Source organism: Psychrobacillus sp. 05T411 (assembly GCF_056396485.1).
Map to the genome: position 1 here is coordinate 13354 of NZ_JBFTLO010000026.1, position 19039 is coordinate 32392.

14 protein-coding genes are annotated in these 19039 nt (G+C 37.3%); 6 read left to right on the forward strand and 8 right to left on the reverse strand.

Translation table 11 applies throughout. The features are described 5' to 3' along the window. Positions 1-6: 6 nt before the first annotated feature. The 7 genes from AC1DFT_RS16485 to AC1DFT_RS16515 all read right to left on the reverse strand — a co-directional run bounded on the left by AC1DFT_RS16485 (position 7) and on the right by AC1DFT_RS16515 (position 10023). The gene (locus AC1DFT_RS16485; RefSeq protein WP_478160023.1) at positions 7-1020 is read right to left on the reverse strand and encodes a Gfo/Idh/MocA family protein; all 1014 of its coding nucleotides are present in this window, start codon (positions 1018-1020) and stop codon (positions 7-9) included. Then, positions 1017-1754, reverse strand: coding sequence for a hypothetical protein (locus AC1DFT_RS16490; protein ID WP_478160025.1), 738 nt, complete (start codon positions 1752-1754; stop codon positions 1017-1019). Before AC1DFT_RS16490 ends, AC1DFT_RS16485 begins: the two co-directional genes overlap by 4 nt. An 88-nt stretch (positions 1755-1842) precedes the next feature. Beyond that, positions 1843-2958 (reverse strand): DegT/DnrJ/EryC1/StrS family aminotransferase, encoded by a 1116-nt coding sequence (locus tag AC1DFT_RS16495; protein WP_478160027.1) that lies wholly within the window; start codon positions 2956-2958, stop codon positions 1843-1845. A 43-nt stretch (positions 2959-3001) separates the two neighbouring features. Continuing rightward, positions 3002-4066, reverse strand: a complete 1065-nt coding sequence (locus AC1DFT_RS16500; RefSeq protein WP_478160029.1) for a glycosyltransferase family 4 protein — start codon at positions 4064-4066, stop codon at positions 3002-3004. Positions 4067-4935: 869 nt separating this feature from the next. Next, a complete protein-coding gene (locus AC1DFT_RS16505) occupies positions 4936-5346 on the reverse strand; it encodes a hypothetical protein (protein WP_478160031.1) in 411 nt (136 codons plus the stop codon). A 122-nt stretch (positions 5347-5468) separates the two neighbouring features. After that, a complete protein-coding gene (locus tag AC1DFT_RS16510) occupies positions 5469-7724 on the reverse strand; it encodes a phosphodiester glycosidase family protein (protein WP_478160033.1) in 2256 nt (751 codons plus the stop codon). Between the two features lie 52 nt (positions 7725-7776). After that, complete coding sequence (locus AC1DFT_RS16515) at positions 7777-10023, reverse strand: ligand-binding sensor domain-containing protein (protein WP_478160035.1); 2247 nt, start codon at positions 10021-10023, stop codon at positions 7777-7779. A gap of 165 nt (positions 10024-10188) precedes the next feature. On the opposite strand from AC1DFT_RS16515, the gene secA reads away from it, so the two are divergent. The 3 genes from secA to AC1DFT_RS16530 all read left to right on the forward strand — a co-directional run bounded on the left by secA (position 10189) and on the right by AC1DFT_RS16530 (position 15538). Next, positions 10189-12558: a preprotein translocase subunit SecA gene (gene secA / locus AC1DFT_RS16520; protein ID WP_478160037.1), complete on the forward strand. Its 2370-nt coding sequence runs from the start codon at positions 10189-10191 to the stop codon at positions 12556-12558. A 1005-nt stretch (positions 12559-13563) separates the two neighbouring features. Then, positions 13564-14043 carry a PH domain-containing protein gene (locus AC1DFT_RS16525; RefSeq protein ID WP_478160039.1) on the forward strand — a complete coding sequence of 160 codons (480 nt, stop codon included), beginning with the start codon at positions 13564-13566 and terminating at the stop codon, positions 14041-14043. Then, positions 14036-15538 carry a PH domain-containing protein gene (locus AC1DFT_RS16530; RefSeq protein WP_478160041.1) on the forward strand — a complete coding sequence of 501 codons (1503 nt, stop codon included), beginning with the start codon at positions 14036-14038 and terminating at the stop codon, positions 15536-15538. The genes AC1DFT_RS16525 and AC1DFT_RS16530 overlap by 8 nt, the downstream gene beginning before the upstream one ends. Positions 15539-15549: 11 nt before the next feature. Here AC1DFT_RS16530 and AC1DFT_RS16535 read toward each other — a convergent pair whose 3' ends face one another. Beyond that, entirely contained in the window at positions 15550-16179 is a 630-nt protein-coding gene (locus AC1DFT_RS16535; protein WP_478160043.1) for a rhomboid family intramembrane serine protease, read from the reverse strand. Between the two features lie 67 nt (positions 16180-16246). On the opposite strand from AC1DFT_RS16535, the gene acpS reads away from it, so the two are divergent. The 3 genes from acpS (at position 16247) to alr (ending at position 18989) form a co-directional block, all read left to right on the forward strand. After that, the gene (gene acpS, locus AC1DFT_RS16540) at positions 16247-16600 is read left to right on the forward strand and encodes a holo-ACP synthase (protein WP_478160045.1); all 354 of its coding nucleotides are present in this window, start codon (positions 16247-16249) and stop codon (positions 16598-16600) included. Positions 16601-16658: 58 nt separating this feature from the next. Continuing rightward, complete coding sequence (locus AC1DFT_RS16545; RefSeq protein WP_478160047.1) at positions 16659-17681, forward strand: LolA family protein; 1023 nt, start codon at positions 16659-16661, stop codon at positions 17679-17681. A gap of 201 nt (positions 17682-17882) precedes the next feature. Then, positions 17883-18989: an alanine racemase gene (gene alr / locus AC1DFT_RS16550; protein ID WP_478160049.1), complete on the forward strand. Its 1107-nt coding sequence runs from the start codon at positions 17883-17885 to the stop codon at positions 18987-18989. Positions 18990-19039 lie beyond the last annotated feature (50 nt).

Below are 19039 nucleotides of genomic sequence, written 5' to 3' on the forward strand. Positions count from 1 at the left end.
TTATAATTACGAGAATATAATACGTTTTCCTGTTTCGGATGATTCGATAATTGCTTCGATTAAACGAACTGGGTTGTAACCATCCAGCCCGCTTACAGCTGGTTCGCGGTTTTCGTTGATAGCTACTACCATATCTTCAATAATACAGTCATGTCCTTTTTTACCCCAAGGCTCATTTTGTATTTTTGCTTTTAAAGCTTGTACTTCTTCTTCCGCATAGCCTTCTACATCCCAAGTTTCAATGAACAATGCATTTTTTCCGCTAACTTTCACACTAGCTGTTTCACCGAAAATAGACAAGGATTCTTCTAAATTTTGTGGATAAACAGTAGTTGCAGCTTCTACAACTCCAAGTGCTCCACTTTCAAATTCGATTAGTGCAGTTGCAACATCTTCCGTTTCAATATTGCGGAATCTTGTTGCTACCATTCCTTGTACGGATTTGACTGGACCCATAAACCATAGAAGCAAGTCTAAATTATGTATTGCTTGGTTCATCAATACTCCACCATCAAACTTTTTCGTGCCTCTCCATGGTGCTTGGTCGTAGTATTCCTGTCCTCTATTCCATCGAACAGTTGCATTTGCATGGCTTAGCTTACCAAACTTCCCTGCATCCATTAGTTCACGCACTTCCATAATAGCTGGACGATAGCGGTTTGGATGAACGATTGCTAGTTTAATTCCTTGCTCTTCAGCCACTTCCATCATTTCTTTGGCATCAGCGGAATTTAGTGCCATCGGTTTTTCCGTAATAATATGTTTTTTATACTTGGCAACGATTTTCGTTAAGTTAGCGTGTAGTCCAGAAGGTACACAAATATTCACTACATCAATTTGTGGATTGTCTGTTAGCATTTTTTCTAAATCTGTATATTTTAACACATTTTCATCATCTATTACTAGTCGTTCAGGGTTTGTGTCACAAATGGCAAAAAGTTCAGCGCCTTCTGTATTACGAATGGCAGCTATATGCTTATCTGCGATGAAACCCATACCTACAATTGCAAATTGAATCATGCTCTTTTACTCCCTCTTGCTTCTAAAATGTATTTCCATAAAGATAAAATAAAGATTGTAAATAAAATTCCTAGGACAAATCCGGCAACTGCCCCTTCAAGTCCATATGATTTTGTTTTCACTACATATGCATTGGCAAGTGCAGGTTTTTCATATGCGATAATATCATTGCGCACACGTTGTTCCGTTGCCATTGCATTTGTTAAGTCCATCTCTGCTTGGCTAAGTAATGTAGTATAGTTATTTATCTCAGTTAAGTTATCCGTATCGTCTAAAGCTTGTTTATATTGTTCAATAGCATCTTGTAATGTTTGGATTCTCGCTGATTGCGATAAAGCATATCTTTGTGTCCCATCAATTACTTTATCATTTTGCTCCATTAAACCAGCTAACAACTGATCATCGAATAATGTAAGCTCTTTTGTTACTTGTTCTTCAGTATCTCCATAAACTTCTGTTTTAATATAACTTCTTGTTGGAACGAACACTTCCGCTTTGCCGGTAAAATGTTCACCGTATTGCGCCATAATATGATCAGGATTCGTTAATGCTTCTAGTTTTACAGAACCGGTAAAAATTGTACTTTTCCCGACAAACTCCCCGTCCTTAGGGATGAACATGGAGCCTACATATCCAAGTAATGCAACAATTACAGGGATAATAATAAACCAAATTTTCTTTTTCCAAAAAAATTCTAATGAATCATATAATTTATACGTTTTATTTTCCGCCATCTCACTTCTCCTAATCAAATTCTCTTCTAACAGGCAGTAAGAGGGAAACGTAAAAAAATACGTCTCCCTCTACTAATTGTTCATCACATTATTTTGCGGCAAAGAATTCAGCAATTTTCTCTACAACATACTGTTGTTGTTCCTCTTTAAGCTCTGGGAACATTGGTAAAGAAAGTGCTTCTTTTGCAGCTTTTTCCGCTTTAGGGAAATCGCCTTCTTTATACCCTAAGCTTTCAAAAACAGGTTGTAGATGCAATGGTAGTGGGTAGTAAATCATTGTAGAGACACCGTTTTCTTTTAAGAATGCTTGTAACTCATCACGACGTTCTATTAAGATTGTATATTGATGGAATACGTGATGGAAACCTTCTACAATAACAGGTGTTTTTACATAGTCTGCTACTTTTTCACTTAATAAAGCCGTATAGTAATCTGCATGTGTTTTACGTTGTTCACTCCATGTATCTAAGTGAGGGAATTTTACATTTAATACAGCAGCTTGTAATTCATCTAAACGGCTGTTATATCCAAGTACGCTATGGTAGTACTTTGGCTTACTTCCGTGTACACGAATGACGCGACTTTTTTCTGCAATATCGTCATTGTTTGTTACGACCATACCACCGTCACCGTATGCACCAAGGTTTTTTGTTGGGAAGAAACTATATGTCGCAGCGTCTCCTAGTTCACCAACCGTATATTCCCCTTGTTTTGCGCCGATTGCTTGTGCAGCATCTTCTACAACAATTAGATTATGTTTATCTGCGATTTCACGAATGCGAACCATATCCGCCATCTGTCCATACAGGTGAACAGGGATGATTGCTTTTGTTCTTTCCGTAATATGTTTTTCAATTTCTTCGGGATCTAAATTGAATGAAATCGGATCTATGTCTGCATATACAGGTTTTGCCCCAGCTCTTACTATTGCTCCACCTGTAGCAAAAAATGTAAAGGGTGTTGTAATTACTTCATCTCCAGCACCGATACCCGCTGCTTGTAGAGCTATATGAATTGCGTCACTCCCGTTTCCACAGCCAACACCGTGGGCAACATGACTATACTTGGCAAGATCAGCTTCCAATTTTTTCACATTATCCCCTAGGATAAATTGTGAACTACTCATAACGCCATCTAAGGCTTCTAATACTTCGCTTTTTAGAGATGCGTATTGCTCAGATAAATCTAACATTGGTACTTTCATTTCGTTTACACCAACCTATCAATGAATTTTAATATGTAAAGCGCTAATTGCGCTTATACCCAACAACTTTTCGGAATACGGATAATATTGGTCGATACTCGTCATTAACAAGACCGATTTTTTCTGCAACAATTTCAAATGCTATTAATATGAACACTAAGATAAAAATAGCCCATCTTAATGTAAGTGTTTCAAATGTAATGGCTGCAATACTAAATATTAAACCAAATCCGTATATAACTAATACAGTATCTCGGTGCGATAATCCTAGTGCTAACAATCGATGATGCAAATGGGACTTATCGGCAACGGATATCGGTTTTCTATTGACAAGCCTGCGAATAATCGCAAACGACGTATCAAATATCGGAACACCTAAAATCATAATTGGTACGACAAAGCTAAATAAGGTAACACTTTTATACAAACCAAGTAATGATAAAATGGCAATCGAATAACCTAAAAACATGGATCCTGTGTCCCCCATGAAAATTTTCGCAGGGTAAAAATTATGAAATAGAAATCCAAGTGTACTACCAAGTAATACTAACGACAAAGTAAGTATTAGCATTTTATCTGCAGAGAATGCTAAAAATGCAATACTAGCAAATACGATAGACGAAATACCAGCAGATAAACCATCCAACCCGTCGATTAAGTTAATCGCATTAGTAATGGCTAAGATCCAAAATAACGTAACAACGTATGACAATATCCCAAGATCAAATACTCCGATAAAAGGAATATTTAATACTTCTACTGTTAAGCCACTCCCCATTACTGCACAAGCAGCTAGAATTTGACCTAAAAGCTTAATTTTCGCGGATATTTCATATTTATCATCTATAATTCCCAAAACAATGATGATCAATGCACCAACCATTATTCCGGTAATTTTCGCTTCATATAATCCTGCTACAAAATAACCGACTGCTACTGCAATAAAAATTGCAAGACCACCAAGTCGAGGCATCACTTTTTGATGCACTTTTCGTTTATTCGGTTTATCTACAGCTCCGATCTTATGTGCAAACTTTATTACAAGTGGCGTAACAGCAATTGCCGTTACCATAGATATGATAAAAGCAAGAAGTAATTTTATGTCCAAAAATATCATCCTTGTTTTTTTATATTTTCCTTGGCTATTAAGTTTCTCTTTATCAGTAGACGAATTAGCAACATGAAAGTTTCTTCGATTACTCATTATACTATAAAAATAGATTTGTAACCAAGTATATTATAAAGAAAGAAAAGACTGACTTTTCGCCTTATTATAGGCTAAAGTCGGTCTTTTGATTCTTAGCAATCAAAGTATAAATTACTTTAGACATTAGACATTAGACAATTAGTTTACTGATGCTTTCGGATTGCTTTGGAATAAAACGACTACTACACCATTACCGTGACTTCCTTATGCGAAAGGGATGCGACTTTGTCACATCCCTTTCGCATTTTTTTCGGTAATCTTGTGGTAGTCGTTCATCCGTCGCACTCCGTAAGCACAGGTAATCGAAGTGCCAAAGCTTTTGTGAACGAAAGAATAGCCACTTTCCTACTCATATAATAAGCAGCCAAAGATACAATTTTGGCTGCTCAGGCCTTCTCTATTACATTTCCGCTTTTTCGATTGGAAAGAATTGTACCTCTTCTATATAGCTAGCATTAATTTTGCAAAAATAAGTAAGGATTGCCTAGTAAAGCAGTGAAGAGCGCTCGAAATTGTATCTTCGAGCGCCGCTTTTTTGTAGGAAAGCATTATTTCCCTCATTAATCAAAATTACTAGTAACTTAACTTGGACATTTCAAGCGAGCGACGGACAAACGAGAGCCATCAGATTACCAAAAAAAGAACGGGAAAGTGGCTTGCCACTTTCCCGTTCCTCTTAAAATTTATCTGGTAATCATAAGACAGTCTTTCTGTCTAAAGCATGATAGAAACAAGTATACAAGTTACACTTTAAGAACACTTCCGCTTTTTTAAGAGAATTCTGGCCAGTTTACTTGGTACTCGTCGCCTTCGATTTTTTCAAGCGTACGGTACTTAAATGGAACTAGTTCATCCAGTTGTAATTCTTCTAAAGCGCGTTCTAATGGCAACAGCTGAAAACTATCTTCTTCTTCAAGAATCAGGTATGCACCTACTACTTTGCCGTTCTCTTTCGTATTAATTCGAATGAAAGCTGGGAAAAATAAATCATTACTTGATTGAATAATGGAAGAAGCTAGTACTACATCTTTACCATCCTCGACAATATTAGCTTGATCAATCTTGTCAAATACCTTAACAGCCCATGCTTGACGTTTATAATAGCCTATTACTTTTTGCGCATTTTCTTCCAATGATGAATCAAGTGAAGCATTTTCTTTATCTTTATCTTCCGAATACATGTACTTCCCTCCACAGTTTGCAAAAATCCATACTGATTACGTTATCATACATCAAAAAGGTTGGCAACTTCTAATACTTTTTAACCTTACCAGTAGGCTTTTCGACGCACTAGCGAATGAAATTAATCTTTATAAATCGCTTGGATGTCATCTATAATAATTTCACCATTTGATTTGTTTGTATCTTCTGTTTGCATATAGCGTATTGGTAAATCCATTTTAAGTGGATAAGCTAAACCTGTTGGAACTTCAGCAGTAACGAATCTCCAATCTGTCCAGTTCACATTTTTATCTAAATCTAGTTGAACTGATTTACCTGATGCATCAATCAGTTGTGTTCTGAGCCAGTTTCCTTTTCCATCACCTTTTACCCACATACCGATTTTTTTAGCTGGTGTACTAATCGTTAACTTCGTTTTAGCACTTACATATGCACCTGAAGTACCTGTTGTACCTGTGAAGTCATACACTAGTTTAATAGCTTTTGAGCCATCTCGGTCATTCGTTACGGACTGTACCGAAACCGATTTTGCACGGTCACTAGTAGCTTCATAGTTCAAGATACCTTTATTAAACGATTCTAAAATAGTAGGTGCTCCATTTGTTACTTTTAGTTGGATATTAGCTGTCTTTCCATCATAAGTTACAACACCTGCATAGGTACCTGGTTTCGCATTGACTACTTGCTTGCCATTTGTATTCGTTATGATAGAAGAAGTCACTTTCCCGTTTCCTGATACAGCTACTGGATTCATATTCTGATCGATCCCTTTAACTGGTACAGACAAATCTGTATAAGTTTCCCCCTCGAATACTTCTAATACGTTTGAAACGGGGAAGATTGTTGCAAGTGCACCTGTTTTATATTGACTAATAAATAATAAAGAATTGGAAACTGAACGCTCGCGCCCATCAGAAGGCTTGTTTTGCACAGTTACTTTCGTATCCCCTAATTCTCTCGTAACTACAGTAGAAGATCCTCCACCATCGAATGTCATCGCGTACACGGAGCCTAAATCTTTCATTAGTTTTGCCGTATTTTGCAAAGTTAATCCTTTACTATCAGTTGATCTTCCATCGATTACAGTCGTGAAGATACTGCCATCTTTTTTAATACCTACAGCAGTTCGTGGTGCTACCCCCGCAACATTAATCGTTTGTAACACACCATTTTTCACTAAATGATAACGACCGCTGACAGATTCACGTACATCATTCCACTCAGCCGGAGTAAATGCTGTCGAAATTGCAATTTGGTCTCCTACTTGAACTGTTTGTAAAAACTCACTTGCAAAGTTATGTCCAGATAAAATAAATTCTCCCTTGTTTAACTTTGCGTTTCCAACACCTGTAACATTTTCTAAAACTGTACCGACCAGTGTTTCAGAGCCGTTAAGTTTTCCTGAATCTATTTTCACACGCACTTCTGTACCAAGTTCATTTGTTCCTGTTGTTGCATTGAAGTCTCTTGTATAAAGGACAAGATGATTCGCTGAACGTTTACGATTGACTGAATTAATCGCGTAAGCCCCTTGTCCATTTACCGAAACATTCATCGCTACTTGAGGTGCACCGATAATAGCTTTCCCATCTGCTTTCACACCTAGCACAGCTAATTCATTAAGCGGCGTTTGGGATGTTGAAACAATTGATCCGTCCATCATCATTAAATCGATCGGTTGTCCTTGTTTATCAAAGTAATCGGCGTTCACACCAGCAACTACGTGATATGAATCATTTTGTTCTACACTATTTGCTTGAGAGGATGTTGTTTCCAATCCAACTAGTTGATCTTTTGCAAGCTCTGTTTTTAGTCCGATATTAGAAGTTTTGCCGTCATACTCGATCACAAACACATTTTGAGCACCGATTGCACCATCTATATCGAAGTATTTTTTACGAATACCAGGAGCAAGTTGTGTAACTTTCTGACTCAACACTTTACCGCCTGTTAAAGTTGGTGTACCTTCAGTTGGAAATAACTGCGATGAGTTATTCCCGCTTGGTGCTGTCGTTCCTTCTGCATTTGCTAATTCTTTTAATTTTGCTTTAGAAGGCGTCTTATACTCGACATAGCCTGCCATTTTCGTAATGTACATGCCGCCACCAAGACCATATTGACCTCCGTATAAATTATCATATCGGTAGACACGATATTGCTCACCTTTTTTTAATACTCGTTCGAACACTAAACCCGCATCCGTACGCTTCCATAAGTTAATTGGTTTGATGACTTTAATTTTCCCAACTTGACCAGGAACCATTAATATGCCGTCCCAATAAACTTTAGTTGTAGCAGCTTCTGCCTGATTTGGTTGAAATAGAGCGCCAGTGACGATTGCAAACACGATAAAAAGGTATAGCAATTTTTGTTTCATTTAGTTACATTCTCCTTCATTTCCTTGAACAATATTTTTGCTCGTTTTGTTGTTACTTTCTATTTTTTTCAATTGTATATTTCCATAAATTACTTCCATCGTAATAATAAAGGTTCCCATCGACATCTTTTACGAGTCCATAAACTCCTTTATCTTTCAACCATTCTACTTCTAAATTATCTTTTCGCACTTTAAATAGTTTTCCTTCGACACTTCCGTAAATATAGCCATCGTTACTATCTATAATTTGTGCATTTCGGAATCTTCCAGAAATCAGTGGTAATAATTCGACCGTTCTCACTTCTGTAAATTCGTCTGTATAAACGAATAGTTTCCCATCCGCCATACCCCATACTTTATTATTGCTATCTACTAATAAACTTGTAATCATACTTGAATCAAATGGTAGTTGAATGTATTTTTTGTTTTCCGGGTTGCTTCTATTAAAAGAGAATAATCTTGCTCCCCTTGGGTTCACTTGCTGATTCGCATGAATAGAAGTTCCACCAAAAATTTGTGTTCCTCTACTAGTTAATGACACGATGCTTTGGTTATAAATATAATTTTCATGTATTTCCATTTTCTCATTTACCGTATCATAGAAAACAAGCGCACCGCCACCAACACTCGCATCTGGCAATGTTCCAAATATGATTTCTTTTCCTTGATTAAAAGGTGTAACTGCAGTTGTTCTTTCTTGTCCATATTCGTTCATACGAATTACTTCTTTCGGGTTTTCAGTATCCCACGGTTTAGAACGATCATAAACTAGTACTCTAGCAAGTGGATAGGCACCGATATACAATTTATTGTTTATATCAAACATAGACTCTATTTGACTAATATTACGATATAATTCTTTCTTTCCAGTCGCAACGTCATATACGCCAAGACCACCGGACATATATCCATTAGCAAATATTTTCTTACCATCTTCGCTAGAAGCCAGGGTATATAATTCTACCGGTTGTTCTGGTAAGTCAAATTGATGATACTGAATTTCTCCTGTTTGTGGATTGTATTCGAACAATTGACCTAGATTATCGACCATTCCAGATAGAAGCCATTCTTTTGGTTCTTCGATGATCGGTGCTTCCACTTCTAACTCCTCCTTTGTTGGAGTTGCTTGTGACTGAAATTCTTTAAGAGATTTCTCACTGAATATTTTTTCAAATATTAATTCTAAATCTAGTTGCTCATCTTCGTTTTTTTCTGTTTCCTTCACGATAAAATCTAGATTAATCCCTTCTGTTCCCTTTGGTAAATACACCCCTAATTCTGTATGCATTTTTGTTTGGAAATCATATCGGATTAATTGCTGTGCTTTTGTATAGTATAGGGACTTTCCATCTGGTGATAATGTAGATACCGTTTTGGAGTTCAACTCAAACTCATCCACAATTTTCAATGTCTTCCGATCAAACACTACTGCAATATTTGATGGGTGCAATCTTGCAATGACATAGTCATCCGTTAACACTAAATCCTGTGCGTACTTTTCCGACATATATTTTGGTGGTAAAAAAGATGTGAAGTTTTTCGTACCAGGTTTCTTCACTAACAAATCCATGGTAGAGCCAATCGATACATAAATTTCATCTTTTTCTTCATCCGCAACGATGGCCTTGACAAATTCTTTTCTTTTACGGATTTGACCAAACTCTTCTATTTCTTTCGTTTCAGTGTCAAATGCTACAAGGGAACCTCCATATGCTGAACCCGCATATACTTTATTGCCAGAGACGATTAAATCTTGGATAGAAGTATCACTTTTGTTCGAAAAGATAGCTCCATGATTTTCAAAAACTTCTGTATTTGGATCATAGCTATAAAGAACGCTAGATACAGATCCACCGACCCAAAGCTTTCCATTTTCATCTACATCAAGACCCCAAGCACTTTTAGAATCTTCTAGCGTAAATGTATGTATAGTTTCCTTTGTTTTATAATCTACTACAACTAATGCCGCTGGTGCTCCATGCATAATGTAATAAATGAAGTATTCTCCATCATTATTTGCAGCAATTTTTGATGAAATAGCAGACGACTTGAAAATCATTGGTCCTAAGTTCTCATATCCTTCTTGAATAACTTCTTCCTCTGGCTCTTCTTCAATAGCGCCTTCTAACCATTCTTCTACGCTACCTTCGACTTCAATTACTTCTTCTCCAGTTCCTGTTGGCTCTACTTTTACTTCTTCTAGTGCCGTGTCTGTTTTTAATAATTCTTCTGCACTTGCCACACTATTTAAAGGTGTAGCTAACAAAGCAGCCATGACTGGAATATAAATTTTCTTCAAAGCTAAAAACCCCTTTCAACTATATTTTAACATTAACATCATTTGGTAACATTTAAAACTTATAGTTGTAATATAATTGAAACATTAGCAAATCTGCTTGAAAATGCTTACAAGTTTAATTCATGATATAATAGGCAATGGAATTTAAAAGTAGGGAGAATGAACATGTTACATTCTATTAAAAAAATGATTTCTGGTGAAGTAATTGAGTTAAAGCAACTCAAAAAAATAGTATCCAAGATTAATGCCTTGGAAGATTCATTTACAAATAAAACCGATTTAGAACTTCAAACATATACAACAAGTTTTCGTGAACAATTAAATAACGGAGCAACTCCTGAAGAAATCATGATGGAAGCATTTGCAGTCGTACGTGAAGCTTCGAAACGTATATTAGGAAAGCGGCACTATGATACGCAGTTAATGGGTGGTGCAGTATTAACTCAATCTCAAATTGCACAAATGCAAACGGGAGAGGGGAAAACATTAGTTGCAACACTACCTGCCTATGTAATGGCTCTACATGGTAAAGGAACGCATATTATTACGGCCAATGAATATTTGGCAAGCCGAGATTTTGAAGAGATGAAGCCATTATTTGAATTTTTGGGCTTAACAGTGGGATTAAATATTTCTGGTTTAGAAAATGACGAAAAACAAGTTGCCTATAATTGTGATATTACATATGGTACGGGGACAGAATTTGGCTTTGACTATTTAAGAGACCATATGGTGCAAAGTGAAGATCAGCTTGTGCAACGACCACTTTTTTACGCTTTAATCGATGAAGTGGATAGCATATTGATCGACGAAGCGAGAACTCCTTTGATCCTTGCAGGAAAGTCTAATGAGAGTTTAAATTTACTACCAATTATGCAGTTAGTCATTAGCTCCTTCAAAGACGAAGAAGATTACAATTATTACCCGGAGACCAAACAAATTGTGTTGTTGGACAATGGTGCAGATCGTCTAGAAGAAGCATTCGGCATTGATAATGTCTATGACCGTGAGCATCGTGAGTTTATGCATATCGCCATGCAGACACTTAGAGCAAAAGTAGTGATGCGTAAAGATGTGGACTATATTGTGAAAGACGACAAAATTATGATTGTGGATCCATATACTGGGCGTATTATGGAAGGCCGTACATTTAGCGACGGGCTTCACCAAGCAATCGAAGCCAAAGAAAAAGTTTCCATTAAAGAAGAAAATAATACACAAGCATCGATTATGATCCAACATTATTTCAGATTGTACAAACATGTATCTGGAATGACGGGTAGTGCCGTCCCTTCACGTGATGAGTTTTGGGAAACATACAACTTACGCGTAACGGAAATACCGACCAATAAACCAAACCAGCGCATCGATATGGAAACACTTGTCTATTTAACATACGAGGATAAGATCAAAAAGATTGTAGAAGAGACGAAAAAATACCATGAAACGGGTCGCCCTGTTTTAATCGGAACGACTTCAATCGAACAGTCTGAAAAACTTTCTTCCTATTTATATGATCTTGAAATCGAACATTCGATACTCAATGCAAAAACGGTAGAAGATGAAGCAGAGTTAATCTCGCAAGCAGGACAAATGAATAAAATCATGCTCGCAACAAATATGGCTGGACGTGGAACAGATATCAATTTAGGTGAAGGTGTAGCTGAACTTGGCGGTCTTCATATAATTGGGACAGAACTTCATAGTAGTGCCCGAATTGATATGCAGCTTCGTGGTCGAGGTGGACGTCAAGGGGATCCTGGTAGTTCGCAATTTATCATTTCATTAGAGGATGAGCTATTCCACTATTACGATGAAGAAGAGTTCGCTAAATACAAAAAGAAGTTGAAAACGGATGATTCTGGCTTAGTTATTTCACCTAATCCAAAAAAATTTGTGTATAATGTTCAAAATGTAATAGAAGGTATGCATTTCTCCAGTCGTTCTCATTTATTGAAATTAGATGATATTAATAACGACCAACAAGGCGTTATGTATAATTATCGAGAAAAAGCGTTAAAAGTGGAAAATATGCAAATGTTAATCATTGATGCCATGCATGAACGTTTCCATAGTCTAATCGATGAGCTTATCGATTCGAATGAAAATAATGCTGATGAATCGAGTATTGTGAATGAGATAATGGATGAGATTAAAATCATCTCAATGCTCACATCCTATGAAGAAGATACATTTACGTCATTAGATCCGGAAAATAAAGGGAAATTAAAAGAAGCATTAGAGACTGTTTATGAAAATGCCTTTGAGATTGTCAATAAGATAAATAGTGACAGCCAAGAGTGGAAAAATGTTCAGTCATACTATACAGAGACGCTAGACCGACTATGGATTAGCCATTTAAATAATCTACATCATTTAAGGGAAGGTATCGGGATTCGCGGATACGGTCAAGAAGATCCATATCGTTTGTACTCTTTCGATGCGCTTCACTTATTCCAAAATATGCTTTATACATTCTTTAGAGATGTTATTCGATATAATTTCCAAGTTAATGGTGTTAAAGAGGAACAATAGATTCTCATATTTTGGGCAGGAAGTGGTTCTCCACTTCCTGCCCTTTTTGGTGATTTCCTATTATAGTTTTTCCATCGTTTTTGTGTGAGAAATGGTTAAGATAAATAGATTGTTTAGGGAAACTGCGACGTAGTGAGGCGAATAAAGTGTCCGCTGTGATTTTCGCTACAGTCGTACGCTTTCCGCCGGGTGAGCGATGAGCCATCCCCGCCGCCCTTAGGCGTACGTTGGGATGGCTCATTAGCCCACTCATCCGGCAAGAGTCGACGGCTGTAGCGAAAATCAAAAGAAATTTCCCAATTATCCATATCATCCCGTTAAAAAACAAAATTTCAACCGGTTTTTCCATTGGATTTATCCAATAAATGGCTTAGGGCAACCAACCGATCACTGAGAGCAACCAGATCTACTACGAAAGCAACCAAATCAGCACGAGAGCAACCAAATTACCCGTGAAAGCAACCAATTCTCAAAATGGCTCTTTACTTGATGTGGGACAACTATAATTCCGACATATTATATGTCTTAAAGCCCGTCGAATACGCCTGGCCGGCATTTACTCGACTAGTTTGTCGTGTTCAGCTATCTTATTGTCGCGTTCGAGGTGTGCATTGTCGTGTTCAAAGGCGAGATTGTCTCGTTCAACCATTTATTGTTAATATAGAATTCTAATAATTCGGAAATTTCCATTGATTTTCGCTGCAGGCGGCGACTCCAGTGGGATCAAGTGAGTAAGATGAGACTTCACAACGTACGCGCAAGCGGCGGTGAAGGCTCATCACTCACCCCACGGAAAGCGTCCGTCCTGCAGCGAAAATCCTAGCGGTCACTAGTCAACGCACTGCGTCGCAGTTTCCCTAAACTGTGAACTATCTTTTTTGTGAGTATTTATTATTCATGAAATAAGCGGAATTAGTTAATCATCTAGCTTAGAAACATTACTTACTTAATTTGAAACATTTTCCCTCTCAAATCGTATACAATACAAGGGAAGAGGTGTTGATAATGAGAGCAGAACCAATAAATAAAATATCCAAAAAAGGATTACGCGTATGGAGAATCTATGGTGTTTTCCAAACACTCATTGCATTACTATTCGGTGCAGGAGTGGGAGTTATAAACTTCTTTACTGGTAAGTACATTTGGCTGTACATAGTAGATGTAGTAATTGTATTAATCATTGCGTATTTATTAATTTATTTATTTCCAAAAGTTAGATGGGTGCGCTGGCGCTATGAAGTAAGAGAACAAGAAATAGAACTGCAGCATGGTCTATTTGTTGTAAAACGGACATTAGTGCCGATGGTTCGTGTGCAACATGTTGACACAGAGCAAGGGCCAATTTTACGAAAATATGATTTGGCATCTATTACAATTTCAACAGCAGCAACGAATCATACGATACCCGCACTTATTACGGCAGAAGCGGATGAACTACGTGGCAGAATCTCTGTACTTGCAAGGGTGGCGGAAGATGATGTCTAAAGAAAAATACAAATTACATCCCATTTCCGCGGTAATTAACTTTGTTAAAGTATTAAAGGATATGCTTATCCCATTTATTGTAGTAATCGCGGTCAATGGATTTGGAGGTAGTGGGGATTCTGGAGATTGGTCCTCTTATATTATCTATGGTGTTTACGCAATTATTTTAATTTTTTTATTGGTCAGTGGCATTATTAAATGGAAACGTTTCAGATACTGGTTTGAAGAAGAGGAACTTCGAATTGAATATGGGTTGTTGGTGAAGAAAAAGCGATATATCCCTTTTGAGCGTATTCAAAGTTTGAACTATACGGAAGGGATTTTCCACAGACCATTTGGATTAGTGAAGGTAAAAGTAGAAACAGCTGGTGGCGGCGCAACTAAGGAAGCGGACGCGGAACTAACAGCGATTACAAAAGTGGCGGCAGAACAGATTAAATATGAAATGCTACAAGCTAAGAAAAAGTTACCCGAAGAATTAGAGGGGGCGCTAGTAGAACACCCACTTGTAAAAGAGGAGAAACGAGCAATCTTTAAAATGTCCGGAAAAGACTTGTTTATACTTGCAAGTACTTCTGGGGGAGTTGGTGTGTTTTTCTCAGGGCTAGCCGTGTTTGCTTCTCAATTTTCAAATGTTATTCCGTATGAAGCGATTTATGATGAAATCGTTGTGTTTATTCGTTTTGGGGCCCTTATTGTGGCATTAGCTGTTTTTATTGTTCTGTTAGTCGCTTGGGTCGTATCTGTTGGGCTCACTTTTATTAACTACTATCAATTTACAATTATAGTGGAGGACGATGAGATTATTATTACAAGAGGATTGTTAGAAAAGAAAAAAGTAACAATTCCTCTTTCCCGAATTCAAGGGATACGGGTAGTGGAGAATCCGTTACGCCAACTTATGGGGTATGCCACGGTAATAGTAGATAGTGCTGGAGGTTCTTTAGCGGAAAAAGATGAAAAGATCCGTTTAGTTCCACTAATTAAAAAAGCAAATATAATACCAATATTAGAAGAAATATTTCCGGAGCTTCCATTTAATACTGCCCTCACGAAAATACCGAAAAGGTCCAGAAAGTTTTTCTATCGTTTAGATTATATATGGATGATTCCGGTTGCCGCAGCAGTTAGCTATTTTTTCTATCCTTTTGGGTTGTTCTCGTTGCTCTTATTTCCATTAAGCTATGGGCTTGGTATCTGGCAACAGAAAACAGCGGGCTTTTATATGGATGAACGTCAGCTAGTAATACAATATCGATTATTTAGTAAAACAAAAGTGTGGATGGAGAAAAGAAGGATTCAATCGATGACGGAACGCACTACCCTTTTTCAAAAAAGAGCAAACGTCTCGTCAATCATTACAACCATTAAATCGGGTGTATCGGGAGATTCTACAACGATTCCACATATAAAAAAATCAGATGCTGAAATACTTTTAAATTGGTATGAACCACATCGAAAAACAAGCATAGAAAAAGAACAGCCACTAGATTAGGGCTGTTCTTTTTACTTCACTGACTTTAAGTGACTTTTACGTTTTCTCCAAGCAGCGATTCGTTTTGGATGGAAGTAAATAATACCAATCACAAACCCGGTGATGAGGCCTGCAATATGCGAAGTGGCATTTATATGTGGCTGAAGGAATGTCATGACAACACCTATCACGATTATGGGTACAATAACTTGTTTTAGCTGTGGCATGAAATTTCTCGTGTAATAAACTAAAGCTCCAAAGGCACCAAGTATACCGTAAATTGCCCCACTAGCTCCTACACTTTGATAATTCCAATCGTGTATTAAATAGGTAGCAATATTACCGACTAAACCAGCCAACAAATATATAGTTAAGAAACGAGCTTTACCCGCAATTTGCTCTAGCTCCGGTCCAAATAGATAAAGAGAGAACATATTGAATAACAGATGAAAAAAAGTCGCATGTAAAAACATCGGGGTAACTAAACGCCAATATTCACCTTCACTTATAAGTAAGTTAAAATGGATCCCTTTTGAGTATATTACATCTCCTAAAACAGGGATATTTGTTAAAATATAAATAACGATATTTAAAGCAAGCAAAGTAGAAACAACCGGATATAATCGAATGTACTGTTTAAAATTTTCAGTTCTCGTAAACATTAATTCACCTCAATTTTTCTACTAATAGTATAGCGTGTATAAGCTACATTTGAAAGGAGAAACGCTCATGATTACTGGAATAGGTTTAGATATAACAGAATTAACTAGAATAAAAAAAATTAAAGAAAAAACAAGTAAATTTGAAGAACGTATACTAACGAACAAAGAAATTGCACAAATGCAGCAATTATCTACTTCGCGACAAATAGAATTTTTAGCAGGGCGATTTGCAGCTAAAGAAGCATTTTCTAAAGCATTAGGAACGGGAATAGGGAAAGAATGTAGCTTTCATGATATTGAAATCTTAAAGGAAGATAAGGGGAAACCAAGTCTTTATTTTAAAGGAAACCAAGTAAATGGCTTTGTCTCCATTACCCATACAAAAGAATATGCTGCCGCCCAAGTAATTCTACAATCATAACCGGTCGTCCAACTACATACAATGAACGAACGCAGTGATAATAGAAAGGATGGACTGATTGAAAAGCCGAGTGGCCAAACTGTTATTTGTATTAGCAATGATGATCCTGGTACTATCTGCATGTGGAGCTGAGTCAAAAGAGGACGTATTAAAAAAATTGAGTAATAAGTGGGTGGATGCAAAAGGATATGAGTTAACTGCGGAGATGAGCATCTTAACTGGTCAAGAGCCGAGAGTGTATGATGTGGAAGTTTGGCATACAAAGCCTGATTTTTACCGCGTAAAAGTATCGGATTCGAATACTGAAAATACGCAAATGATTGTACGCAATACTGAAGGGGTTTTTGTTGTAACACCAGCGCTTAACAAAACGTATAAATTCCAAAGTAACTGGCCAGCGGAAAATAGCCAAGCTTACTTAATCGGTTCGCTTGCGCAAGATATAAAAAATGATAAATCTTCTACATTTAAAGAAGAAGGAAATAACTATGTATTCGAAACGAAAACATCGAATAACCACAAAAACATGCTGCCAACTCAAAAAATTTATATCGACAAAAAGACTCTATTACCAAAAGATGTTGCTATATTGAATGAAAATAAAGAAGAGCAGATCCATATTAAATTCAAACAAGTATCGCTTGGTAAAGCGCATGCAGCGGGAGAGTACAAAATTGATCAGACACCAACTGGTAAAGTGGATGAGGGTACTGTAGAGACTTCAGCAGAAATGGAAAACCAAGAATTCGAAACGCATTATCCTGTTATTCAGTGGGAAGGTGTTCACTTAATCGATGAAAAAGAAATGAAAGTGGAAGATGATAAACGAGTTATTTTAACGTTTAGTGGTGAAAAAGAATTTACGATTGTTCAGCAACTTAGCGATCCAAGTGTATCTTCTACAATTCCGGTATTTGCACCAGGTGATCCGGTAGATTTAGGGGTAGCTGTTGGGGCGGTAACAGATCAGTCTCTTACTTGGGAACAAGATGGCATGTCATTCTTCATCGCCTCTACATCATTGACGAAAGAAGAAATGATTGAAGTAGCCGCATCAATGACGATAGCTGGTCTGAAGTAAATTAACTTAATCAGCAAATGTATTTGCTGATTAAGTTAAGCCTCCGGCGGATGTCACAAATTTTGTAAGGAATTAATTGCGCTAGCGCAATTCAAAATTTGGACGCAATTACACCGAGGTGTAATTGATTGACGACTTCTTCTCACTAGTAGGATAATTAGAGAAACAATCGTAAAACAAAAGAAAAAAGAGGGAAGTCTCATGACTCAACCATACTATCGACCAACATTTATCCAGGTAAGTTTAAAAGCAATCGAGACTAATATTAAGCGATTAAAAGAAAAATTGCCCGAACCTACAAAAATAATGGCTGTTGTAAAAGCAAATGCATACGGACATGGGGCAATTGAAGTCGCAAATACTGCCTTACAAGCAGGTGCTACTCAATTAGCCGTAGCAACTCCGGAGGAAGCGATTCAGTTAAGGGAAGCAGGAATCACTGCGGATATACTTGTTCTCGGAGCTTCCCCGATCTCTTTTTTACCCCTTGCAACAGAACGCAACATTACCTTAACAGCATATTCATACGAGTGGTTATTTGCTACAAGTCACTACACAAAACCTTTTAAAATGCATATAAAAATTGACAGTGGTATGGGGCGTATTGGCATTGTAGAAGAGGAAGAATTAAAGAAGGCACTCGCTTTTATACGAGAAAGAAATTGGATAGAAGTAACGGGTGTGTATACGCATTTTTCGACAGCAGACGAGGAAGACCAACATCAGTTAAATAAACAAATAGCGGCTTTCGAGCGGATGCTTCATTTATTTGAACAACGACCGGCAACTATACACACTGCCAATAGTGCGGCGACCCTTAGAATCCCTAGTCAACATTGGGATGCTGTACGTTTTGGCATATCGATGTATGGAATTGCCCCATCACCTTGGATAGATGAAAACCTTCCATTTCCATTGGAACGGGCACTTTCACTACATACGGAAGTAGTGCATGTGAAGAAAGTGAAAAAAGAGACTACGATTGGTTATGGTGCAACGTATACAGCTCCATCAGATGAATGGATTGCAACGCTTCCGATTGGTTATGCAGATGGTCTCCTTCGAAAGTTGCATAACCAATTCGTTTTGATAAAAGGAAAAAGAATGCCGATTGTTGGAAGGATTTGCATGGATCAATGCATGATTCGTTTAGATGAACAAGTGAATATCGGTGAAAAAGTAGTGTTGCTAGGGAAACAAATGAATGAAGAGATTAGAATTGAAGAATGGGCAAACGCTTTACAGACAATACCATATGAAATCTGCTGCACCTTTTCCAATAGACTACCTAGATTATATAGTGAATAACTCTTCGACAAAACTCGAACTTCGTGCATGATTTGTCTAACCATTTCTTA